This window comes from Delftia sp. (assembly GCF_059499305.1).
In genome coordinates this window covers 226,969-248,377 of sequence record NZ_JCABYI010000033.1, presented here as the reverse complement: position 1 = coordinate 248,377, position 21,409 = coordinate 226,969, and the positions used below count along the sequence as shown (strand labels likewise).

The window sequence follows — 21,409 nt, the reverse complement described above, 5'->3', positions numbered from 1 at the left end:
GTCGTTGCAATCAAATTTCTTCGATTTTTTCAACACCAGCGATCTGCATCGCTCTTTTCAGCAGAGCCTTGCATTGTAGCACGTTTTTTCAACAAGCCGACAAGAAGAACTTCGCCACCGCAACCAGAGCATCAGCCCCAGCCACTTGATCAGGCCACCGAAGCAACCCTCTCATAAAAAAAGCCACCCTTGCGGGTGGCTTTTTGATTCTGGCGGAAACGGAGGGATTCGAACCCTCGATGAGGCTCTACACCCCATACTCCCTTAGCAGGGGAGCACCTTCGGCCACTCGGTCACGTTTCCGGAATGACGTTATTGTAACGTGCTTTTTTGCCGGTTTCGGCAAAACATCGATTTTATTCCGTCTTGTCGAGGCCGAAGGCGGTGTGCAGCGCGCGCACGGCCAGCTCCAGGTACTTCTCGTCGATGACGACGGAGGTCTTGATCTCGGAGGTGGAGATCATCTGGATGTTCACACCTTCCTGGCTCAGCGCACGGAACATGGTGGAGGCCACGCCCACATGGCTGCGCATGCCGATGCCGACGATGCTGACCTTGGCGATGTTGGGATTGCCGACGACTTCGGAGGCACCCAGGGCAGGCACGACCTTGTCACGCAGCAGTTCCATGGCGCGCTGGTAGTCGCCCTGGCTGACGGTGAAGCTGAAGTCGGTTTTGCCTTCCTTGCTGATGTTCTGGATGATCACATCGACTTCGATGTTGGCGTCGGCCACCGGGCCCAGGATGCCGTAGGCGATGCCGGGGGTGTCGGGCACGCCGAGAACGGAGATCTTGGCTTCGCCGCGGTTGAATGCGATGCCGGATACGACGGCCTTTTCCATTTTTTCGTCTTCCTCAAAAGTAATCAGCGTGCCGGAGGTGGACTCTTCCTCCAGGTCGATGTCCCAGGGCGTGAAGCTGGAGAGCACACGCATGGGCACCTTGTACTTGCCGGCAAATTCCACGGAGCGGATTTGCAGCACCTTGGAGCCGAGGCTGGCCATCTCCAGCATTTCCTCGAAGCTCACGGTGTTCAGGCGCTTGGCGGCCTGCACCACGCGCGGGTCGGTGGTGTAGACGCCGTCCACGTCGGTGTAGATCAGGCATTCGGCCGCCTTCAGCGCCGCAGCCACGGCCACGGCCGAGGTGTCGGAGCCGCCACGGCCGAGCGTGGTGACGTGACCGTTGGGATCAATACCCTGGAAGCCGGTGATGATGACCACGCGGCCAGCGTCGAGTTCGGCGCGAACGCGCTTGTCATCGATGGACTCGATGCGCGCCTTGGTGAAGCTGCTGTCCGTGCGCACGGGAACCTGCCAGCCCGAGAAGCTGATGGCTTCCAGGCCTTCGGCCTGCAGCGCAATGGCCAGCAGTGCCGACGACGCCTGCTCGCCCGTGGAGGCGAGCATGTCGAGTTCACGGTAGTACGCCGTTTTGGCCGAGCTGGGCGCCAGCTCGCTGGCCAGGCCCAGCAGACGGTTGGTTTCGCCACTCATGGCGCTGGGGACGACCACCATCTGGTGACCGGCCCTAGCCCACTTGGCCACGCGCTTGGCAACGTTGCGGATGCGCTCTGTCGAGCCCATCGAGGTGCCGCCGTATTTATGAACGATCAGTGCCATTGGATATCAGGGTGACGAAACTGCTAGGCACGGCGCTGTACGACAGGGGGTGCTTGTGCAAGCCAGGTGCTCAAGAGGACTGCGCATGTAGCGAAATGTCCGCCCAGACCCGTCTTGCGCAAGCCATTTGGTTTTGGCGCGCCGCCGGTTTTCGTGCAAAGTTGGACCAAAACCTGTCAATTGTACCAATCGAGCACTGACCCCAGGCGCCGCACAAAACCCCTGCCCATCTTGAGATGGATGCGGTGGCCTCGCGTACGGCAAACGCCGACCTGCGCGAGCAGTTGATCGAGCTGCGCGGCGCTCGGGGTGGTGGCATGCACGCTGCGCAGCCAGTGGCGCAGCACATTGGCCTGGCGCGCCGGGCTCAGCGCCTGCAATGCGGCGATGCGGGGCGGGTTGCCCACCGCACCCAGGTCGGCCTGGGCCATCTCCTGCAGGAGCTCGGCCGCTTCGGCGCAATGCCGGCTGCTGCGCGCAAAGGTGGCGCGAAACTGGGGGAAGGCCTGGTGCAACGCCGGCAGCAACTGGGCGCGGATGCGATTGCGGGTGTAGCGGGCATCGGCATTGGAAGGGTCTTCCACCCACTCCTGGCCGCGCGCAGCAAGCCAGTCCCGCAATACCTGGCCAGGCAGATCAAGCAGCGGTCGATACCACGCAAGTCCCGCCCTGCTCCACTGCGCCGGCATGGCGGCCAGCCCCGCAACGCCGGCGCCGCGCGACAGCGCCAGCAGCAGCGTCTCGACCTGGTCGTCGGCATGCTGCGCCAGAGCCAGGCTGCGAACGGCAGGCATGGGCACACCGCCCTGCGCAGGCCAGGGCTCGTTGGCCGCCTTGATCAACGTGGCGTAGCGCAACTGACGCGCCGCATCCTCAGGGCTTTGGCCCGGCGCGTGGCGCGCATCCACGCGGCAGATCTTCAAGGGGACGGCATGCTGCGCACAGGTTTTTTCACACTGGAGCACAAAGGCATCGGCGGCCGACTGCAAACCGTGGTGCACATGGATGGCGACGACCTGGCCCGGCCAGCGCTCGGCGCAGGCCAGCAGCAACGCAGTGGAGTCCGCTCCGCCGCTGAAGGCAACGGCCAGCGGCAGCGGTGGCGCAAAGCGCTGGATGGCAGCACCCAAGGCGGCGCCTGACGCGACGTCTGACGCGACGTCTGGCGAGGTGTCCGGCAGGTTCTGCGGCAGGTCGGTGATCGGCATTTCCACAGGCTTGGATCATGTATGCCAGGACTCAGGCCGAGTCCCGGCACAAAAAGAAAACGGCTCCCACAGGGGAGCCGTTCAGTGTGCCAGAGCGTGGCGCCGTCCTTCAGCGATTGTCTGCCTTGGTATCGGCGAAACGGCCGTAGCTTTGCAGGCGCTCGTAGCGGCGGTCCTGCAGTTCCTTGGGCTTGAGGTCGGCCAGCTGGCGGTAGGCATCGCCCAGCGCACGCTTGAGGAAGGCGGCCATTTGCTTGGGGTCGCGGTGGGCGCCGCCCACGGGCTCGTTGACGATCTTGTCCACCAGGCCCAGGGCCTTGAGGCGGTGGGCCGTGATGCCCATGGCATCGGCCGCGTCCTGGGCCTTCTCGCCGGTCTTCCAGAGGATGGAGGCGCAGCCTTCCGGGCTGATCACGGAGTAGACGGCGTATTGCAGCATCAGCACCTGGTCGGCAACGGCAATGGCCAGTGCGCCGCCCGAGCCGCCTTCACCGATGACGGTGGTGATGATGGGGGTCTGCAGCTGTGCCATTTCGTAGATGTTGCGGCCGATGGCTTCGGACTGGCCGCGCTCCTCGGCCTCGATGCCGGGGAAAGCGCCGGGCGTGTCCACGAAGGTGAAGACCGGCAGGCCGAACTTCTCGGCCGTCTTCATGAGACGCAGGGCCTTGCGGTAGCCCTCGGGGCGCGTCATGCCGAAGTTGCGCAGCGTGCGCTCCTTGGTGTCGCGGCCCTTCTGGTGGCCGATGACCATGCAGGACATGCCATTGAAGCGCGCCAGCCCGCCCACGATGGACTGGTCGTCGGCAAAGTGCCGGTCGCCGTGCATCTCGATGAAGTCGGTGAAGCAGTCGCGCACATAGTCCAGCGTGTAGGGGCGCTCGGTATGGCGCGCGATCTTGGTGATCTGCCAGGGCGAGAGGTCGCTGTAGATGTCCTTGGTCAGCTGCAGGCTCTTTTTGCTGAGCTGCTCGATCTCTTCCGAGATGTCGACTGCGCTTTCGGTCTGCACGTAGCGCAGTTCCTCGATTTTGGATTCGAGCTCGGCGATGGGCTGCTCAAAATCCAGAAAGTTCTTTTTCGCCAACTTGTTTCTCCTTGTCCCAGCCAGGCACGGTGCATGCGTTCCGGCCGGAAAACGGGGGTTGATCGGGTGTGATCGGTTTGTCTTCAGGCGGCAGGCTGCGTCTCGAGCGAGCGCCAAATATACCAAGTCGCCACGGTGCACCACGGCTTCCAGGCCTCGGCAACCTCGCGCGCCTCGCTGCGGCTGACGGGGTCGCCCGAAAAATAGTTCTGGCTGATGCCCGAGATCAGACCTGCATCGTCCAGCGGCAGCACATTGGGCCGCTGCAGGTAGAAGATGAGGAACATCTCGGCCGTCCACCGGCCCACGCCGCGGATGGACATGAGCTCGGCCACGATGGCTTCGTCGCTCATGCCCTGCCAGTCGTCCTGGTGCAGGCGGTGCTCGGTGAAATGCATGGCCAGATCCACCAGGTAGTCCACCTTGCGGGCGGACAGGCCCACGGCGCGCATGTCGTCCACCTTGAGCTTGAGCACCAGGTCAGGCGTCATCCGCGCAGGCAGGCGTGCGAACTTGTTCCACAGCGTCTGCGCGGCCTTCATCGAGATCTGCTGGCCCACGATGGAGCGCGCCAGCGTGGCAAAGGCATCGCCACCGGGCTGCAAGGCCAGGTGGGCAAAGCGCGGGATCAGGCGCTTCATCACGCGGTCGCGCCGCACGAGCTGGCGGCAGGCCTCGGCCCAGTAGGCAGGCGCGCCTTCGGGAGGCGCGGGCAGCGATATCTTGGCCTTGGGCGTGGCGGCAGCGGCCGCTGCGGCGGCAGGCGGCGAGCCTGCGCGCGCGCCCAGCGTCACCACCGGCAGCGGGGCCGGTTGCTGTTCGGGCACGGGCAGATCGGCCACCAGCGGCAACTGCTCGAAATCCATGGTGTCCAGGGGTTTGGCGGAGGCCATCAAAGCACCTCCCCGCACCTGGCGCGGCACGTCTGGCAAGGCATACGGATCAGCCCTTGGCGGCTGCCTCCCAGGTCGTGCCTGCAGGGGAGTCCTTGAGCACGATGCCCTGTTCCATCAGGGCCTTGCGGATGCGGTCGGCCTCGGCCCAGTCCTTGGCCGCCTTGGCGGCTGCGCGTGCGGCAATCTGCGCCTCGATGGCGGCGGCATCCACATCTGCCGCTCCTGCCTGCAGGAAGGCCTGGGGGTCGCCCTGCAGCAAGCCCAGGCATCCGGCCAGGGCCTTGAGCAGGCCCGCCGTCTCGGCGCTCTTGCTGCGATTGACTTCTGCAGCCAGCTCGAACAGCACGGCCACGGCCTCGGGCGTGCCGAAGTCCTCGTCCATGGCCGCCTTGAAGCGCGCGGCAGCGGGATGATTCCAGTCGATGGCGACCTCGGCAGGGGCCACCAGGCTCAGCGCCGTGTACAGGCGCTTGAGCGCGCCGCGCGCATCGTTCAGATGCACGTCGCTGTAGTTCAGCGGGCTGCGGTAGTGGCTGCGCACGACGAAGAAGCGAACGGTCTCTGCGTCGTATTCCTTGAGCACGTCGCGGATGGTGAAGAAGTTGCCCAGCGACTTGGACATCTTCTCGTTGTCCACGTTGATGAAGCCGTTGTGCATCCAGACCTGCGAGAAAGGCTTGCCGGTCGCGCCTTCGCTCTGGGCAATCTCGTTTTCGTGGTGCGGGAACTGCAGATCGGCACCGCCACCGTGGATGTCGAAGCTCTCGCCCAGCATCTCGCAGCCCATGGCCGAGCACTCGATGTGCCAGCCCGGCCGGCCCGCGCCCCAGGGGCTGGCCCACTTGACCTCATCGGGCTCGCTGGGCTTGGCGCTTTTCCACAGCACGAAGTCCAGCGGGTCCTGCTTGCCGTCCTGCACGGCCACGCGTTCGCCGGCCTGCAATTCGTCCAGCGACTTGCCCGACAGCTTGCCGTAGCCGGGGAACTTGCGCACGGCAAAGTTCACGTCGCCATCGCTGCCCTGGTAGGCCAGGCCCTTGTCCTGCAGGCGGCCGATCATGGACAGCATCTGCGGCACGTATTCGGTGGCGCGCGGCTCATGCGTGGGGCGTTCGATGCCCAGGGCGTCGGCGTCCTGGTGCAGCGCGTCGATCATGCGGTCGGTCAGCGAGCGAATGGTCTCGCCGTTCTCCACGGCACGACGGATGATCTTGTCGTCGATGTCGGTGATGTTGCGCACATAGGTCACGCGATTTCCGCTGGCCCGAAGCCAGCGCTGCACCACGTCGAAAGCGACCATGGAGCGCGCGTGTCCCAGGTGGCACAGGTCGTACACGGTCATGCCGCACACATACATGCGCACATGGCCCGGTTCGATTGGCGAAAACGCTTCCAATGCACGCGACAGCGTGTTGTAGATACGCAAACTCATGGATGTTCATCAGGGGAGAAAGGGCCGCTGCAGGGGGCGCGTCCCACGCGCCGCCGGACCCTTGGCGCCGATGCAGGCATGCTCAGCAGGGAGCAGGAGCGGCAGGCGCAGAGCCCGTGTGACCCAGCACACCCCTCAGCTACAATTCACAGCAGTATAAGCCCGCGCCGCGGGGCGTTTCCCCGAGGCCCCGAAAGCACCTACATGCCTCTACGCAACTCGTTTCGCTCCGCCCTGCGCCTCGCGGCACTGGCGGCCCTGCTCGCAACAGGCCACGCCCACGCCGACGACTATACGGAAGTGAACCAGTTGCTGCGCAACGGCAAAAGCACCCAGGCCCTGGCACGCGCCGAAGCCTATCTTGCCAAGAACGCACGCGACCCCCAGATGCGCTTTCTCAAGGCCGTGGCCCTGACCGACAGCGGCAAGACCGACGAGGCCATCGCCGCGCTGAACCAGCTCATCGAGGACTACCCCGAGCTGCCCGAGCCCTACAACAACCTGGCCGTCATCTACGCAGGCCAGAACCAGCTCGACAAGGCCCGCTCTGCCCTGGAGTCGGCCGTGCGCAACAACCCCAACTACGGCGTTGCCTACGAGAATCTGGGCGACATCCACGCCCGCCTGGCCTACGAGGCCTACGGCAAGGCACAAGGCCTGGACGGCCGTGCTGCCAGCGTGCGGCCCAAGCTCAAGCTGCTGCGCGAATTGCTGGCTCCAGTCACCGGCACCAGATAGAAGACACGGCCCACACGCGCACCCCGGCGCCCAGGCACGGCGGTCTGCACGCCATTTGGGTCTTGCCACGCCTGCGCGCACGCGCAGGAACCTGCCCCGGTTTTCCCACTCCATCCCCCAGCCCTTTGGCTTTCTCAGGAGATTTGCATGACCACACGCCGCATTGCGTCGCTTTCCCTGGCCGGCATGGCCCTGGCCGCTTCCCTTTGCACCACCCTGCCCGCCATGGCGCAGAACGCCACACCCAAGGTGCAGCTCAAGACCAGCATGGGCGACATCGTGCTGGAGCTGAACGAGGCCAAGGCCCCCAAGACCGTGGCCAACTTCATGCAGTACGTGCGCGACAAGCACTATGACGGCACGGTGTTCCACCGCGTGATGGACGGCTTCATGATCCAGGGCGGCGGCATGGACGCCAGCCTCAAGGAAAAGCCCACGCGCGCGCCGATTCCGCTGGAAGCGGACAACGGTCTCAAGAATGACCGGGGCACCATCGCCATGGCGCGCACGGGCAATCCCAACTCGGCCACCTCGCAGTTCTTCATCAACGTGGTGAACAACGACATGCTCAACGCACCCAAGCCTGACGGACACGGCTACGCCGTCTTCGGCCGCGTGGTCCAAGGCATGGATGTGGTGGACAAAATCCGCACGGTGGCCACGGGCAACCAGGGCATGCACCAGAATGTACCCACCAAGCCGGTGACCATCCTCTCGGCCACCGAAGTCAAGTAAACCGCGCGCCGCGCCCAGCGTGGCACGCCCCTGCCCTCCACCCAACAAGGAATCGCCATGAGCAATCCCCAAGTCGAACTCCACATCGCCGACCACGGCGTCATCACCCTCGAACTCGACGCCGCCAAGGCCCCCAAGAGCACCGAGAACTTCCTGGCCTATGTGAACAAGGGCCACTACGACAACACCATCTTCCATCGCATCATCGATGGCTTCATGATCCAGGGCGGCGGCTTCGAGCCCGGCATGAAGCAAAAGGGCACCGATGCGCCCATCGAGAACGAGGCCAAGAACGGCCTGAAGAACGACAAGTACACCATCGCCATGGCCCGTACCGGCGACCCGCACTCGGCCACCGCCCAGTTCTTCATCAACGTGGCCGACAACGGCTTCCTGAACCACACCTCGCCCAGCGCCCAGGGCTGGGGCTATGCCGTGTTCGGCAAGGTGGTCAAGGGCACCGAGATCGTGGACAAGCTGCGCGGCGTGAAGACCGGCCGCAACGGCGGCCACCAGGACGTGCCCAAGGATGACGTGATCATCGAAAAGGCCGTGGCCCTGTAATCAGGCGCCCTTCCGACAAGGCGGCTGCCCCCTTGGCGTGCAGCCGCCCTGTTGTCCATGCACATGGCCCGCCCCTGGCCGTGCCCATGGACAACAGCCCTGCTCCAGAGCCTTCCCCAGCCTTCATGCAGCGCCCTTGCCGGGCGCGCACCCGCCCATGGCCCAGACTGCCGCACCTCGCCCTCCCTGCGTGCCGCCCATTGCGGCCGAATGGACACTGCCCGCGGCCTGGCGCACGCTGGACTTCATCTCCGACCTGCACCTGCAGGCCTGCGAGCCCGCCACCGTGCAGGCCTTTCGCCGCTACCTGCACGCCACGCAGGCCGATGCCGTCTTTCTGCTCGGTGACCTGTTCGAAGTCTGGGTGGGCGACGACGCCTTGCTGGAGCCCGGCAGTTTCGAGGCCGATTGCGCCGCCACCCTGCGCGAGGCCGCCGCCCGCAGGCCGCTGTTCTTCATGCAGGGCAACCGCGACTTCCTGACCGGAGCGCAGTTCGATGCGCTGTGCGGCACGACCACGCTGGCCGACCCCACCGTGCTCGACTGCGGCGACCAGCGCATCCTGCTCAGCCATGGCGATGCCCTGTGCCTGGACGATACGGACTACCAGCGCTTTCGCGCCATGGCGCGCTCCGCCGCGTGGCAGGCGGCCTTCCTGGCGCAGCCGCTGCCGCTGCGCCGCGAGCAGGCACGCGGCATCCGGCAGGAGAGCGAATCGCGCAAACGTGAATCGGCCGGAGCGGACGCAGCCGCCCCCTCCGCCAGCCACACCGCCGCCATGCCCACCTATGCCGACCTGGATGCCGAGGCCACGCGCAGCTGGCTGCGCGCCGCACGCGCCGCCACCCTGGTCCACGGCCACACGCACCGCCCGGCCGACCATGAACTGGGCGATGGCCTGCGGCGTGTGGTGCTCAGCGACTGGGATTTGGCAGCCGCCGTGCCGCGCGCCGAAGTGCTGCGCTGGGAGCAGGGCCAGGGCCTGCGGCGCCTGCCGCTGTCCGAAGTACTTGAACAGGCGCCCCAACGATGAGCCTCTGGCGACAACTGGGCCACTGGGTCCGGCGGCTGGGCCGCCGCGCACGCTCCGCCGTCTCGCCGGTGCCCGAGATACCAGCGCCGCTGTGGCTGTCCACGCTGGCCGCCTACCCCTTTCTTTCCTCGCTGACGCTGGAGGAGCAATCGAAGCTGCGCGCACTGGCCGCCGTCTTCCTGCAGCGCAAGCGCTTCCACGGCGCGCACGGCCTGCAAGTGAGCGACGCCATGGCGCTGGAGATTGCCGCCCAGGCCTGCCTGCCACTGCTGCATTGGGGCGAGCCGCAGGGCGCGCTGTCCTGGTATGACGACTTTGTCGGCATCGTGGTGCACCCGGGCGATGCCGTGGCACGGCGCCAGAGCATGGACGAGGCCGGCGTCATCCACGACTACGACGAAGTGATCATGGGCGAGGCCATGCATGGCGGCCCCGTCATGCTGAGCTGGCAGGCCATCGGCGCAGGCCGCGGGCCGCATGCCAGCCACCACGGTCACGGCGGCCAGGCCGCCAACGTGGTGATCCATGAATTCGCCCACAAGATCGACATGCGCAACGGCGGCGCCGATGGCTGCCCGCCCCTGCCGCCCGGTTTCATGGGCAGCGGCTCCGCGCGCCAGGCCCGCGAGATATGGCAGGCCGCCTGGGCGCCGGCCTACGACGCCTTCCGTGAGCAGATCACCATCGCCGAACGCTTTGGCGGCGAATGGCCCTGGCTGGACGGCTATGGCGCCACGGCGCCCGCCGAATTTTTCGCCGTGGCCTGCGAAGCCTTCTTCGTGGACCGCGCCCGCTTTGCCCTGGAATTTCCCACGCTGGCGCCGCTGCTGGCTGCGCTCTTCAAGCCGGCCCCCCGTCACCCCTGATCGGAGCAAACCTCCTTCAGGGCCTGGGCGAACAGGCGCTGCTCCTCGTACTGCCCGCCCGCCTTGCGCTCGAACAGGGTGATGGGCGGCAGGGTCCAGCCGAAACGGTGGCGCACGATGCCCACGCCCGCGATGCGCACCAGTTCCTCGGCAATGTCGGCCGGCACGATGGACACGGCCCGCTCATTGGCCGCCACCAGCTCGCCGATCACCTTGGCCGAGAGCGTTTCCACAAACGGCGGCGGCGGCTCCACGCCTGCGCGCAGAAAAAAGTCGGTGATCTGCTCGCGCATGGGCGTGCGGCGCTGGCCCAGCACCCAGTCAAGCCCCGTGAGTTCGGCCCACTGCAGAGGCCGGCGCCCCAGCCGCGTGGCCAGGCTGCGGTGGGCGATCAGGCGAGGCTCCTGCTCATAAAGCACGCTGTGCCGTATGCCGCTCATGTCCAGCACGGCCGAGGCGCGGCCAATCACGCAGTCCAGCTCATGTGCGCGCAACTTTTGCAGCAGGCGGTCGCTGGTGTCCTCATGCAGCGTGACCGTGATGCGCCGGCCTTGCGGCCGCGTCCTGCCGATGGCCTCGGCCAGCATGCGCGCAGGCAGGAAGGGGATGACACCCACCTGCAGGTGCGCCGCACGCTGCTGCCCCACGGCCTCGATGTCGTGGGCCCAATGGTCCAGGTCGGCCAGCATGCCCCGGGCGCGCGCCAGCACCAGCGCGCCCAGCTCCGTAGGCTCCATGCCACGCGCAGAACGCAGGAACAGCGGCGCGCCGAACAACGACTCCAGCTCGGCCAGGGCCTGGGTCACGGCGGGCTGGCTGGTGGCCATGCGCTCGGCCACGCGGGTCAGCGTGCCCAGCTCGCTGATGGAGCGCAGCAGCAGCAAATGCTTCATCTTCAGGCGCGTGGCCATGCGGTGGGCCAGTTGGGCAGCGGTCGATGCAGTGGGGTGTTGCGGCATGGCTTCAGGCGTGGCGCGTCATAAGCAAAACCATATTGAACAATAAAAACAAACGAATTTCTGCTTATGCATGCGTCCCAGAATTCCGGCGTCTTGCACACCCAGTACGAAAGGACCAGGCAGACCATGGATGGCATGTTTTTCATCATCGCGCTGGGCGCAGCGGCGGCCGGATTCGTGCAGGGCCTGTCGGGCTTTGCCTTCGGCATGGTGGCCATGTCGTTCTGGGCCTGGGTGCTGGAACCGCGCGATGCAGCCGTGCTCACCGTCTTCGGCTCGCTGCTGGGCCAGGTGCTGTCGGCCATCACCGTGCGGCGCGGGTTTGCGCTGGCAAAGCTGCTGCCCTTCATCCTGGGCGGTCTTGCCGGCATACCCCTGGGTGTCTTGCTGCTGCCGCACCTGGACATGGCCTGGTTCAAGGCCTTGCTGGGCGGCATGCTGGTGCTGTGGTGCCCGGTGATGCTGCTGTCGGCCCGCCTGCCCAGGCTGGCGCGCGGCGGTCGGGTGGCAGACGGCGCCGTGGGCCTGGCGGGCGGCGTGATGGGCGGACTGGGCGGCTTCACGGGCACGCTGCCCACGCTGTGGTGCACGCTGCGCGGCTACCCCAAGGATGAGCAGCGCTCGGTCATCCAGAACTTCAACCTGTCCATGCTGGCCGTGACCATGGCCACCTACCTGGGCACCGGCATGGTCGCGCGCAGCATGCTGCCGCTGTTCGCCATCGTGGCGCCGGCCATGCTCATTCCATCGCTGCTGGGCTCCAGGCTCTATATCGGTATCAGCGAGGCACGGTTCCGGCAGATCGTGCTGGGCCTGCTGTGTCTGTCCGGCGTGGCCCTGCTGGCGTCTTCCGTGCCCGTACTTTTGCAGCGCGTGGCCTGAGGCCAAGCCCCCTTCAGACCATCAGCGCCCCGACCGTCTCGGGCACGGACAGCATGTGGACCAGGTGGCGGAAGTCCGTGGCGACCACCTCGGCTCCCGCGTTCTTCAGCAGTTCTGCCTTGGCACCCGCGCCCACACCCACGAATTGCAGCCGCAGTTGCCTTGCGGTGTGCAGATCCCAAAGCCCGTCGCCGAAGGACACGACCGATGTGATCTGCGATGCATCTCGGCCAGCGCTGGCGGCAGCGATGGCTGCGCTGACGATTTCCTCGCGCGTGGCGAATTCGCTGGCTGTCACCAGCAAGCGCTCGGGGCAGGCAATGCCCGCCGCCGCCAGCTTGGCTTGCGCCAAATGCCGATAGGAACCCGTGGCAAAGGCAAACCGTATCTGGCCGGACTCGGCCAGCTTGGCCATGAAGTCCGCGGCGCCGGCAATCTCCTGCACCTGGGCAGGAATCTTTTCCCATTCCCTGACCAGGGCGCTGACAAAGCGAGCCTCGTCCTCGACGGACGCTTCGCGGCCGTGGGCGCGCGCGAAGGCTTCGCGGAAGATGCCTGAATCCGTGTGGTGGCGGTAGCCGCCCCAGTTCTCGTCCACCTCCCGCATGCCAATGGCGCGAAAGGCTGCGCCAAAGCAGCGCTGGTGCGCGGCAACGCTGTCCGTGAGGGTTCCGTCTATGTCGAAGATGTAGATATGCATGGCAGGGAAAAATCCTGGATGACCGGCTCCGCGAATGCTGCGGTGCAGCCAGAGCATGCCGCGCACCCGGACCGAAGCCTCGGTCAACTTTGCCGTCTTCATGGACGCTGCGCTATGCTTCATCATATATTACGAACCGCACCAGCCCATCCATGAGAGGCCTTCCGATGTTGACGCCCCCCTTCAAACTCAGCGCAGGCGGCATGGCCGCCCTGGGCGCCGCCGTGTCGGCCGGCGCGTTGCAGTCCGGGGACGGCCAGTGCTGCGGGCACGACCGTGTCCACGAAGAGCATGGCGGCGCAGCGCACGCCCAGGCGCGCACCCGGCTCTATCAGCTGGACACGCATCTGCACTGCTCGGTGATAGGTACTTGCCTGAGCCCGGCCGAGCTGCGCAAGCTGATGGGCCGGCACATGGATATCAAGGGCAAGACCGACCTGGAACTGCACCACCAGGCCGTGGGCCTGGCGCATGAGAACGGCGACCTGTCCAAGGCCATCCACAAGGCGCTGGACCAGCGCCATGCCGCCGTGATCAAGGGCTTTGCCGCCGCCCAGGACGAGGCAGCACTGGAGGCCGCTTGGAAGCAGGCCTGGCAGCAGGGCGAGATTCCGGGCGCCTACTGGGCCCTGCTCACGCACAAGTGCACCAGCTTTGCGCTGCGGCAAATGGCCTTTGGCGAGGTGCACATGCTGTCGCACCTGATGGGATCGGCCAACCGGCATGAACTCAAGCGCTTCGTGGCACTGGAAAAGGAAAACCTGGAACTGCAGGACAAGCTGGAACGCGAACGCCAGCGCCACCACCAATCCCAGCTCGAACGTGATGCGCTGGCCGGCCAGCTGCGCCAGCAGTCCCTGGACTTCGAAGCCCGCCTGTCGCAACTCAGGACAGGGGCAGCCCCTGGAGGCGAGACCCGCCCCGCCGATGCCGGCGCCCTGGTCGGCATGCACACCGAACGGCGCGAGCGTGCAGAACGCGCTGCCGAACAGGCCTGGGCCGAGGCTGGCCGCCTGCAGCAGATGGCCGAGCAATTGCAGCAGCGCGTGCAATGGCTGGCCGAGGAACTGGCCGCCGCCGAAAAGGAACTGCATCGCGCCGCCACCCAGCCCCAGGCCCCCGATGCCGCGCAGCAGCAGGCGCTGCAGGGCCGCAAGCTGCTCTACGTGGGCGGGCGCCCCAGCTCCACACCCGCCATACGCGACCATGTACAGCGCCATGGCGGCGAGTTCCTGCACCACGACGGCGGACTGGAGACGCGCAAGGGCCTGCTGGCCGCACAGCTGCCGCGCGTCGATCTAGTGGTGTTCCCCGTGGACTGCGTGGACCATGATTCCGTGGTCAACCTCAAGCGCCTCAGCGAGCGGCACGGCGTGCCCTTCATCGCGCTGCGCACGGCCAGCCTGGCCAGCTTCGCGGCCACCGTGGCGCGCGAGTTGGCACCGCCCGACGCGGGAACCCGCACCACCAGCGCATCACACTTTTGCCTGCGCCACGGTTGATGGTGCCGCGTGGCGCGGGCTAACATCCGGTCTTTGCACATCCATCAGGAGTCCAGCATGAAGATCAGCGCGCGCAATGTGCTTTCGGGCACGGTCGTTTCCATCGTCCGGGGCCCGGTCAGCACGGAAGTGACGCTGGAGATCGCCCCCGGCATCCAGATCACTTCGAGCATCACCAGCAATTCGGCCGATGCGCTGAGCCTCAAGGAAGGCGCCAAGGCCTATGGCGTGATCAAGGCCTCGTCCGTGATGATCGGCGTGGACGACTGAAGCCCGGGAAACCAGGCGCGACACGTACGCAATAAGCACGCAAGACGTACGCAAGAAGCACAAGGCCCGGCGCGGGGAATCCAGCGCCGGGCCTTGTGTTTTCAGGATTCAATCAGTACCTCAGTACCTCAGTACCTCAGTACCTCTGCATCTCAGTACCGCGCATCGGCCGGCTTCTTGTCCTTGGGCCAGTCCTTGTGCTTGTTGGCAAAGTCCGGGCGCGGCTGGTGGCTGAAGTACTCGGCCACGTCCACGGCCTCCTGGTCGCTGAGGCCGCCCTGGCCCAGCGGGAAATTGCCATGGAAGGCGATGGGCATGTTGCGCTTGACGAAGGCCGCTGCCGTATAGGTGCGCGCCATGCCCGCACCGATGTTGAAGGACTGGTCACCCCACAGCGGCGGATAGACCCACTGTCCCTTGGCATTCTTCACGCCTTCGCCCTCGCCGCCATGGCAGACCGCGCACTGGGCCGCATAGACCTTCTTGCCGTTGTCCACGTTGGGCACGATGGACTGGCTGATCTTGCCCACGCCCCGGCCTTCGACCTTGTCCTCGGGCTTGGTTTCGCGGCGCATCCAGTCGAAGTAGGCGACCATGGCCTTGATCTCGTCGGACTCCAGCGGCAGCGGCTTGCCGTTCATGGAGCGCAGGAAGCAGCCATTGATGCGGTCCTCCAGCGTGATGACGCGGCCCGCGCGCGGCGCATAGCCGGGGAAGAAGGCCGAGACACCGATGTAGGGCGAACCATCGGCCACCGTGCCCGCGTTCAGATGGCAGCTGGCGCAATTCAGCGCATTGCCCACATTCCTGGGCAGCAGGTCACGCGTCTCTATGTTCAGGCGGGCGCCGTAGACCAGTTGCTTCGCGTTGGATTCGTCCAGCATGGCGGCCAGGCGCGGCGTCTCGAAGGGGCGTGCGCTTTCGCCCTTGGCATCGAGCTGCTTGCGCATGGATTGCACCTCCTTGGCATGGATCTCGCGCGCATCGGCACGGCCCCAGCTCCTGCGGGCGAAGTTGAGGATGTCGGCGATCTCCGCATCCTTGAGCTGTGCGAAGGCCGGCATGGTCAGCGGCCGTGCATGGCTTTGCGTGACGGGCGCCTTCCAGCCCGCCAGCATCAGATGGATCAGGGTGGACGGGTCCTGCGACTGCAGCGAGAAATTGCCGGCCAGCGGCGGGAACACATCCTTCACGCCACCGCCATCGGCACGGTGGCAGTCGGCGCAGAACTGCAGATAGCCCAGGCCACCCCGGCTGGCGTAGAGATCGGCAGGCACGTCGGAAGACACTGCCGAGGCGGCGGACGGTGCATGCACGGAGGCCTGCGACGCCGGATGCGGGGCGATGACCGGCCCCGGCCCCTGGGCCACCTGCATGGGCAGGTCGTTCTTGCCTGCGGGCAGCGACTTCAGATAGATGCCGATGGCCAGCAGGTCCTCGTCACTCATGTACTGGGTGCTGTGCTGCACCACATCGACCATGTTGCCGGAGACCGTGCCGTGGCTGTTGCGCCCGGTCTTGAGCAGTTGGGCGGTCTCCTCGGGTGTCCACAGGTCGCGCAGGCTCAGTGCGCGCCAGTTCTCCACGGTCTCGCCGGCCAGGAAGTACTCGCCCTTGCGGCCCTCGCCGGTCATGGTCTTTTCCTGGAAGCCCACGCCGCGCGGCGTATGGCAGGCGCCGCAGTGGCCCAGGCCCTGCACCAGGTAGGCGCCCCGGTTCCACTGGGCAGTTTGCTGCGGTTGGGGCTGGAAGGGCGCGTCATCCAGAAACACCCAGTTCCACAGCGCCAGGCCCCAGCGCTGGTTGAAGGGAAAGCCCAGGTCGGACTCCTTGTTGGCCGCCTTCACGGGCGCCACGCCCTGCATCAGGTAGGCGTACAGGGCCTGCATGTCCTCGGCCGTCATCTTGGCGTAGGAGGGATAGGGCATGGCCGGGTACATGTTGCGGCCATCGGCTGCCACGCCCTTGCGCATGGCGCGGTCGAACTGCTCGAAGCTGTATTTGCCCATGCCCGTATCGGCGTCGGGCGAGATATTGGTGGAATAGATCTTGCCGAATGGCGTCTCCAGCGCCAGGCCACCGCCCATGGGCTGTGTTTTATTTCCGGTATGGCAGGCCACGCAATCACCGAGTCGCGCGATATAACGGCCACGGTCTACCAGGGTTCTTTGCTCGGCGGTCAGGTCCGCCGCATAGTCGGCGGGCAGGTCATCGATGATCTGCGGCATTTGCGCATGATCCACCTCGGGCGCCGGCGCCGAGATGGCGAGCTGCCATGCGGCAGCCGACAGCACGGCCACGCACAGCAGGCCTTGCTTGAGCGAGAGTTTCATCGTCTTCTATCCCGTGAAATAAATTATTATTGAAAGAGAAAATCGGATATTGACGAGATATTCCACCCAACGCATGCAACCATTGCAGCAAATATCAATCTCTTTGCGCAATATCTTCTTATATATACAAATTCTAGTGGAATCACCCTATTTTTTGATGCAAGCCGACGAAAAAGATAAGCCACTTGCGCATTTAACGCGGGCTTAATCCATCCACAGGAAAAGTGGCGGCGCAAATGGGGGCGCAGCCATGCAAAGCGGCCCCGCGAAGGGGCCGCCATGTGTACATCCCGGGGATGCCGGGTGCGTGGACAGGCTCGGCTCAACCCGCGTGGATCATCCGGCGCGCGGCCTGCGCCACGCTGTGTGCATCCACCCCAAAGTAGCCGCGCAGCGCCGCACGCGTGTCGCTGCGGCCGAAGCCGTCCGTGCCCAGCGTGAGGAAACGGCGGCCTGCGGGCAGGAAGGCGCGCACGGTCTCGGGCACCGCGCGCACATAGTCGGTGGCGGCAATCACCGGGCCCTGCGTACCTTGCAGCAGCTGCGCGATCCAGGGCTGGCCAGGTGCCTCGCCCGCCAGCATGCGCTGCTCGCAGGCCACGCCATCGCGCGCCAGCTCGCTCCAGCTGGTCACGCTGACCACGGTGGCGGCCATGCCCTCGCTGGCCAATTGCTCGGCGGCCTTGAGCACTTCGGTGAGGATGGCGCCCGATCCCAGCAAGGTGACATGCTGCGTGGCACGGTCCGCATCGCCAAAGCGGCTGAACACATAGGCGCCGCGCAGCACGCCTTCGGCAGCGCCTGCGGGCAGGTCGGGCTGGGCATAGTTCTCGTTCATCAGCGTGATGTAGTAGAAAACGTCGCGCTGCTCGACCAGCATCTCGTGCATGCCGGCGTCCAGTATCACGGCCAGCTCGCCCGCATGCGCGGGGTCCCAGGCCTTGCAGTTGGGAATGGTGGCCGCCACCAGATGGCTGGAGCCGTCCTGGTGCTGCAGGCCTTCTCCGCCCAGCGTGGTGCGGCCCGAGGTGGCGCCCAGCAAAAAGCCGCGCGCCCGCTGGTCGGCCGCCGCCCAGATGGCGTCGCCCACGCGCTGGAAGCCGAACATGGAGTAGTAGATGTAGAACGGAAGCATGGCCAGGCCGTGCACGCTGTAGCTGGTGGCCGCCGCCGTCCAGCTGGCGACGGCGCCGGCCTCGCTGATGCCCTCCTCCAGGATCTGGCCGTCCAGCGCCTCGCGGTAGGACAGCACCGAGCCGATGTCCTCGGGCGCGTAGCGCTGGCCCAGGCTGCTGTAGATGCCCACCTGCTTGAACAGGTTGGCCATGCCGAAGGTGCGCGCCTCGTCGGCCACGATGGGCACGATGCGCGGACCCAGCTGCGCATCCTTGAGCAGGCTGCCCAGCATGCGCACAAAGGCCATGGTGGTGCTCATTTCCTTGCCGGCAGGCGCCAACGCGAACTGGGCATACTGCTCCAGCGCTGGAACGGGCACGCGGTCGCACACCGTTTCGCGGCGCGGCAGTGCGCCGCCCAGGGCCGTTCGGCGCTCGCGCAGGTACTGCATCTCGGCACTGTCATCGGCAGGCTTGTGGAAGGCCAGGCCCTTGGCCTGCTCGTCACTGAGCGGCAGGTTGAAGCGGTTGCGGAACTCGATCAGGTCGGTCTCGTCCAGCTTCTTCTGGCTGTGCGTGGTCATCTTGCCCTGCCCGGCCGATCCCATGCCGTAGCCCTTCTTGGTATGGGCCAGGATCACCGTGGGCTGGCCGCGATGGGCGGCAGCCGCTGCATAGGCCGCATGGATCTTCACCAGATCATGGCCGCCGCGCTTCAAGCGGTCGATCTGCTCGTCCGTCAGGCCCTGGGCCAGGGCGGCGAGCTCGGGGTTCTGTCCAAAGAAATGCTCGCGGTTGTAGCGGCCGTCCTTGGCGGCGAAGGTCTGCATCTGCCCGTCCACCGTGCCGCCCAGCGTGCGTGCCAGGGTGCCGGTGATGTCGCGAGCCAACAGCCCGTCCCAGTCGCTGCCCCACAGCAGCTTGACCACGTTCCAGCCCGCGCCGGCGAACAGCCGCTCCAGCTCATCGACGATGCGGCCGTTGCCGCGCACCGGGCCGTCCAGGCGCTGCAGATTGCAGTTGACCACCCACACCAGGTTGTCCAGCCCCTCGCGCGCGGCCAGCGTGAGGGCACTCATGCTTTCGGGCTCGTCCATCTCGCCGTCGCCGAACACGCCCCAGACCTTGCGCTCCTGGCAGTCCAGCAGGCGGCGGTGCGTGAGATAGCGCATGAAGCGCGCGTGGTAGATGCTGCTGATGGGGCCTATGCCCATGGAGCCCGTCGGGAACTGCCAGAAATCGGGCATCAGCCAGGGATGGGGATAGCTGGACAGGCCTTGCGCGCCAGCGGCCGGCGCGCTGATCTCCTGCCGATAGTGCTGCAGGTCCTGCTCGCTCAGCCGCCCTTCCAGGAAGGCGCGCGCATACACGCCGGGGGCGCTGTGCGGCTGGAAGAACACCAGGTCGCCCCGGTGCTGGCCCGGCGCCAGCCCCTCCCGGGCATGGAAGAAATGGTTGAACCCGGTCTCGAACAGGTCGGCCGCGCTGGCGTAGCTGGCGATGTGCCCGCCCAGCTCGCCATAGGCCTGGTTGGCGCGCACCACCATGGCCAGCGCATTCCAGCGCATGATGGACGCCAGCCGCTCCTCCATGGCCAGGTCGCCCGGAAACACCGGCTGCTGCTGCGCGGCCACGGTGTTCACATAGGGCGTATTCAGGTCGGGCTGCCAGCCCAGGCGCTGCTCGCGCGCCATGCGCGCCAGCTGTTCGAGCACGAAGCGCGCGCGCTGCGGCCCCTCGGTGGCGACCAGGGCCGCGAAGGCCTCCCGCCATTCAGTGGTTTCCTGGGGATCGGTATCGATATCGGCCAGCGTGGCCAGCGGCGTGGGTGCGTTCATGCCCGCCACTTTAGGACTGGCGGACCGGCATGAGCAGCCGTTCATGGATAAGGGAAACGCCATATTCCAGCATTTCATGCCGGCATCTACATAAAATCCGGCACATGAAACTGGACACCATCGACTTGCGCATTCTGGCCGAGCTGCAAACGGACGGCTCGCTGTCCAACGTGGAGCTGGCGCGGCGTGTGCACCTGTCGCCCTCGCCCTGCTTGGCGCGCGTCAAGGCGCTGGAGAAGGCCGGCGTGATCGCGCGCTATGTGGCGCTGGCCAATGCGTCGGCCCTGGGGCTGGGGCTGAACGTGTTCATCAACATCAGCCTCAAGTCCCAGGCCAAGGAATCGCTGGCCGACTTCGAGCGCCGCATTGCCGAGCACGACGAAGTCATGGAGTGCTACCTGATGAGCGGCGACGCCGACTACCTGATCCGCGTGGCCCTGGCCGACATCGGTGCGCTGGAGCGCTTCATCGTGGAGCAGCTCACGCCGATTCCGGGCATAGAGAAGATCCGCTCCAGCTTCACGCTCAAGCAGGTGCGGTACAAGACCGCCCTGCCCCTGCCGGCCGCAGGCTGAGGCGGATGGAGACTGGCCTCAGCCCGCAGGCTTGGCCATCTCGCCGGTGGCGATGCGGCGGCGCAGCTCGCCCAGCACGGCCTTGAGGCGGCGCTCGTTGTCCAGCCCCACGCGCACCAGCATCTTCTGGCCGCTGGACAGGGCCTGCAGCTCCGGGTCGGCGTATTCGTAGCGCACCCAGGGCTGGACGGAGGGCACCTCGCCCTCGACTTTGGTCAGCCTGACCTGCACCGGGCCCGCGGGCTCGGGCGCGGCGCGCAGATGGTCTATGACGGCAATGAGACGATCGTTGAAATAGCGGCTGGGATAGCCCAGGTCTTCATAGGCGGTCTGGAACAGGGGATACAGCCGGGCATAGAGCTTGACGGCCCCGTCCATGGGAATGGACTCGGCGAAGGCCACGAAGGCCTTGTAGCGTGCGGCGTTGGCGGGGGAGATGGCCTGTGCCTCCCCGGCCTCCGCCACGCCCTCCACCGTGAAACGCTGCGGCGCGGGGTGCACGGGCCAAAGCCGTGCAGGGGCCTGGGAGCGGGTCAGGTTGTCCACGGTGGCCACGGCGCGGCGCACAAAACCGTCCATCTGCAGAAAGCTGCCTGCCTTGTCACGGCCCAGCAGGCCGTTGAGGGCCTGGGCGACATGGGCGTCGGAGTCCTGCAGCGCGGGCAGGCCGGGCGCGGGTGGCTCCAGCGCATCGACAGGGTTCTGGGGCTCGGTCAGTTCGGGCGCGGGGACGGGTTCAGGCTCGGCAGGCTGGGCGGGTGCCTCTGCCACTTCGGGCGGCGCCTCGGGCACGTCGGCGGGACGCCACCAGTACCACCAGGCTGCGCCCCCCACGGCGGCAGCCGCCAGTACCGCTGCGGCGATGCCGAAAGCCGATGGGCCGGAGGATCTGGCGCGGGGGCGGAAGTCTTGGGGGTCGCGTTCTGGCATGGAGGGGTCCTTTGGCTTGGGCAGGGGGCTGGCAGCACAGTTGCCGCAGGACGTGCGACAGCAAAGCACAACCGGGGTTCCCGGGCTTTCCTGACACCAGCCCCTGACTGGTGTTTATAAGCCG

General features: G+C 66.3%; 19 protein-coding genes and 1 tRNA gene. 9 read left to right on the top strand and 11 right to left on the bottom strand.

All coding sequences use genetic code 11. The features are described 5' to 3' along the window. Positions 1 to 210: 210 nt before the first annotated feature. The 6 genes from AC5I49_RS24425 to cysS form a co-directional block, all read right to left on the bottom strand. A tRNA-Ser gene (locus tag AC5I49_RS24425) sits at positions 211 to 303 on the bottom strand. Between the two features lie 53 nt (positions 304 to 356). Further along, the gene (locus tag AC5I49_RS24420) at positions 357 to 1,622 is read right to left on the bottom strand and encodes an aspartate kinase (protein WP_016450530.1); all 1,266 of its coding nucleotides are present in this window, start codon (positions 1,620 to 1,622) and stop codon (positions 357 to 359) included. A 176-nt stretch (positions 1,623 to 1,798) separates the two neighbouring features. Next, positions 1,799 to 2,830, bottom strand: coding sequence for a tRNA lysidine(34) synthetase TilS (gene tilS, locus AC5I49_RS24415; RefSeq protein WP_133073305.1), 1,032 nt, complete (start codon positions 2,828 to 2,830; stop codon positions 1,799 to 1,801). 109 nt (positions 2,831 to 2,939) lie between these two features. Further along, on the bottom strand, positions 2,940 to 3,917 hold the full coding sequence (locus tag AC5I49_RS24410) for an acetyl-CoA carboxylase carboxyltransferase subunit alpha (RefSeq protein ID WP_016450532.1): 978 nt from the start codon (positions 3,915 to 3,917) through the stop codon (positions 2,940 to 2,942). 83 nt (positions 3,918 to 4,000) lie between these two features. Next, positions 4,001 to 4,810: a DNA-3-methyladenine glycosylase family protein gene (locus AC5I49_RS24405; RefSeq protein WP_016453875.1), complete on the bottom strand. Its 810-nt coding sequence runs from the start codon at positions 4,808 to 4,810 to the stop codon at positions 4,001 to 4,003. A gap of 49 nt (positions 4,811 to 4,859) precedes the next feature. Further along, positions 4,860 to 6,245: a cysteine--tRNA ligase gene (cysS, locus tag AC5I49_RS24400; RefSeq protein ID WP_495790023.1), complete on the bottom strand. Its 1,386-nt coding sequence runs from the start codon at positions 6,243 to 6,245 to the stop codon at positions 4,860 to 4,862. Positions 6,246 to 6,449: 204 nt separating this feature from the next. Between cysS and AC5I49_RS24395 the strand changes: the two genes are divergently transcribed. From AC5I49_RS24395 to AC5I49_RS24375, 5 genes are all read left to right on the top strand, one after another. Next, positions 6,450 to 6,983, top strand: coding sequence for a tetratricopeptide repeat protein (locus AC5I49_RS24395; protein ID WP_495790022.1), 534 nt, complete (start codon positions 6,450 to 6,452; stop codon positions 6,981 to 6,983). 147 nt (positions 6,984 to 7,130) lie between these two features. After that, on the top strand, positions 7,131 to 7,718 hold the full coding sequence (locus AC5I49_RS24390; RefSeq protein ID WP_047325718.1) for a peptidylprolyl isomerase: 588 nt from the start codon (positions 7,131 to 7,133) through the stop codon (positions 7,716 to 7,718). Positions 7,719 to 7,775: 57 nt separating this feature from the next. Then, a complete protein-coding gene (locus AC5I49_RS24385; RefSeq protein ID WP_016450537.1) occupies positions 7,776 to 8,282 on the top strand; it encodes a peptidylprolyl isomerase in 507 nt (168 codons plus the stop codon). 157 nt (positions 8,283 to 8,439) lie between these two features. Next, entirely contained in the window at positions 8,440 to 9,315 is an 876-nt protein-coding gene (locus AC5I49_RS24380) for a UDP-2,3-diacylglucosamine diphosphatase (protein WP_016450538.1), read from the top strand. After that, the gene (locus tag AC5I49_RS24375; protein ID WP_495790021.1) at positions 9,312 to 10,181 is read left to right on the top strand and encodes a M90 family metallopeptidase; all 870 of its coding nucleotides are present in this window, start codon (positions 9,312 to 9,314) and stop codon (positions 10,179 to 10,181) included. Before AC5I49_RS24380 ends, AC5I49_RS24375 begins: the two co-directional genes overlap by 4 nt. Here the strand turns inward: AC5I49_RS24375 and AC5I49_RS24370 are convergent. Further along, complete coding sequence (locus AC5I49_RS24370) at positions 10,172 to 11,140, bottom strand: LysR family transcriptional regulator (protein WP_043791874.1); 969 nt, start codon at positions 11,138 to 11,140, stop codon at positions 10,172 to 10,174. The two genes, AC5I49_RS24375 and AC5I49_RS24370, sit on opposite strands and share 10 nt — an antisense overlap. Before the next feature lie 126 nt (positions 11,141 to 11,266). On the opposite strand from AC5I49_RS24370, the gene AC5I49_RS24365 reads away from it, so the two are divergent. Next, entirely contained in the window at positions 11,267 to 12,022 is a 756-nt protein-coding gene (locus AC5I49_RS24365) for a sulfite exporter TauE/SafE family protein (RefSeq protein ID WP_223275229.1), read from the top strand. Positions 12,023 to 12,035: 13 nt separating this feature from the next. Here AC5I49_RS24365 and AC5I49_RS24360 read toward each other — a convergent pair whose 3' ends face one another. Beyond that, positions 12,036 to 12,722 (bottom strand): HAD family hydrolase, encoded by a 687-nt coding sequence (locus AC5I49_RS24360; protein ID WP_133073308.1) that lies wholly within the window; start codon positions 12,720 to 12,722, stop codon positions 12,036 to 12,038. Positions 12,723 to 12,889: 167 nt separating this feature from the next. On the opposite strand from AC5I49_RS24360, the gene AC5I49_RS24355 reads away from it, so the two are divergent. Beyond that, on the top strand, positions 12,890 to 14,224 hold the full coding sequence (locus AC5I49_RS24355; RefSeq protein WP_189354178.1) for a DUF2325 domain-containing protein: 1,335 nt from the start codon (positions 12,890 to 12,892) through the stop codon (positions 14,222 to 14,224). Positions 14,225 to 14,281: 57 nt separating this feature from the next. Next, on the top strand, positions 14,282 to 14,494 hold the full coding sequence (locus AC5I49_RS24350; RefSeq protein WP_133073310.1) for a TOBE domain-containing protein: 213 nt from the start codon (positions 14,282 to 14,284) through the stop codon (positions 14,492 to 14,494). A gap of 152 nt (positions 14,495 to 14,646) precedes the next feature. Here the strand turns inward: AC5I49_RS24350 and AC5I49_RS24345 are convergent, their stop codons facing one another. Together AC5I49_RS24345 and mdeB are read right to left on the bottom strand one after the other, a co-directional pair. Continuing rightward, the gene (locus tag AC5I49_RS24345; RefSeq protein WP_133073311.1) at positions 14,647 to 16,827 is read right to left on the bottom strand and encodes a c-type cytochrome; all 2,181 of its coding nucleotides are present in this window, start codon (positions 16,825 to 16,827) and stop codon (positions 14,647 to 14,649) included. A 322-nt stretch (positions 16,828 to 17,149) separates the two neighbouring features. After that, positions 17,150 to 19,780, bottom strand: coding sequence for an alpha-ketoglutarate dehydrogenase (gene mdeB, locus AC5I49_RS24340; RefSeq protein ID WP_133073312.1), 2,631 nt, complete (start codon positions 19,778 to 19,780; stop codon positions 17,150 to 17,152). A 104-nt stretch (positions 19,781 to 19,884) separates the two neighbouring features. Here mdeB and AC5I49_RS24335 point away from each other — a divergent pair, with 104 nt between their 5' ends. Beyond that, on the top strand, positions 19,885 to 20,355 hold the full coding sequence (locus AC5I49_RS24335; RefSeq protein WP_012204416.1) for an Lrp/AsnC family transcriptional regulator: 471 nt from the start codon (positions 19,885 to 19,887) through the stop codon (positions 20,353 to 20,355). A gap of 18 nt (positions 20,356 to 20,373) precedes the next feature. Here the strand turns inward: AC5I49_RS24335 and AC5I49_RS24330 are convergent, their stop codons facing one another. Further along, on the bottom strand, positions 20,374 to 21,285 hold the full coding sequence (locus AC5I49_RS24330) for a DUF3014 domain-containing protein (RefSeq protein ID WP_133073313.1): 912 nt from the start codon (positions 21,283 to 21,285) through the stop codon (positions 20,374 to 20,376). Positions 21,286 to 21,409: the final 124 nt, after the last annotated feature.

Coding starts and splice junctions, on each gene's coding strand:
- cysS (WP_495790023.1), bottom strand. CDS start 6,245: ATGAGTTTGCGTATCTACAACACGCTGTCGCGTGCATTGGAAGCGTTT.
- AC5I49_RS24375 (WP_495790021.1), top strand. CDS start 9,312: ATGAGCCTCTGGCGACAACTGGGCCACTGGGTCCGGCGGCTGGGCCGC.
- AC5I49_RS24330 (WP_133073313.1), bottom strand. CDS start 21,285: ATGCCAGAACGCGACCCCCAAGACTTCCGCCCCCGCGCCAGATCCTCC.
- tilS (WP_133073305.1), bottom strand. CDS start 2,830: ATGCCGATCACCGACCTGCCGCAGAACCTGCCGGACACCTCGCCAGAC.
- AC5I49_RS24395 (WP_495790022.1), top strand. CDS start 6,450: ATGCCTCTACGCAACTCGTTTCGCTCCGCCCTGCGCCTCGCGGCACTG.
- AC5I49_RS24355 (WP_189354178.1), top strand. CDS start 12,890: ATGTTGACGCCCCCCTTCAAACTCAGCGCAGGCGGCATGGCCGCCCTG.
- AC5I49_RS24335 (WP_012204416.1), top strand. CDS start 19,885: ATGAAACTGGACACCATCGACTTGCGCATTCTGGCCGAGCTGCAAACG.
- AC5I49_RS24365 (WP_223275229.1), top strand. CDS start 11,267: ATGGATGGCATGTTTTTCATCATCGCGCTGGGCGCAGCGGCGGCCGGA.
- AC5I49_RS24370 (WP_043791874.1), bottom strand. CDS start 11,140: ATGCCGCAACACCCCACTGCATCGACCGCTGCCCAACTGGCCCACCGC.
- AC5I49_RS24345 (WP_133073311.1), bottom strand. CDS start 16,827: ATGAAACTCTCGCTCAAGCAAGGCCTGCTGTGCGTGGCCGTGCTGTCG.
- AC5I49_RS24385 (WP_016450537.1), top strand. CDS start 7,776: ATGAGCAATCCCCAAGTCGAACTCCACATCGCCGACCACGGCGTCATC.
- mdeB (WP_133073312.1), bottom strand. CDS start 19,780: ATGAACGCACCCACGCCGCTGGCCACGCTGGCCGATATCGATACCGAT.
- AC5I49_RS24390 (WP_047325718.1), top strand. CDS start 7,131: ATGACCACACGCCGCATTGCGTCGCTTTCCCTGGCCGGCATGGCCCTG.
- AC5I49_RS24405 (WP_016453875.1), bottom strand. CDS start 4,810: ATGGCCTCCGCCAAACCCCTGGACACCATGGATTTCGAGCAGTTGCCG.
- AC5I49_RS24360 (WP_133073308.1), bottom strand. CDS start 12,722: ATGCATATCTACATCTTCGACATAGACGGAACCCTCACGGACAGCGTT.
- AC5I49_RS24350 (WP_133073310.1), top strand. CDS start 14,282: ATGAAGATCAGCGCGCGCAATGTGCTTTCGGGCACGGTCGTTTCCATC.
- AC5I49_RS24420 (WP_016450530.1), bottom strand. CDS start 1,622: ATGGCACTGATCGTTCATAAATACGGCGGCACCTCGATGGGCTCGACA.
- AC5I49_RS24380 (WP_016450538.1), top strand. CDS start 8,440: ATGGCCCAGACTGCCGCACCTCGCCCTCCCTGCGTGCCGCCCATTGCG.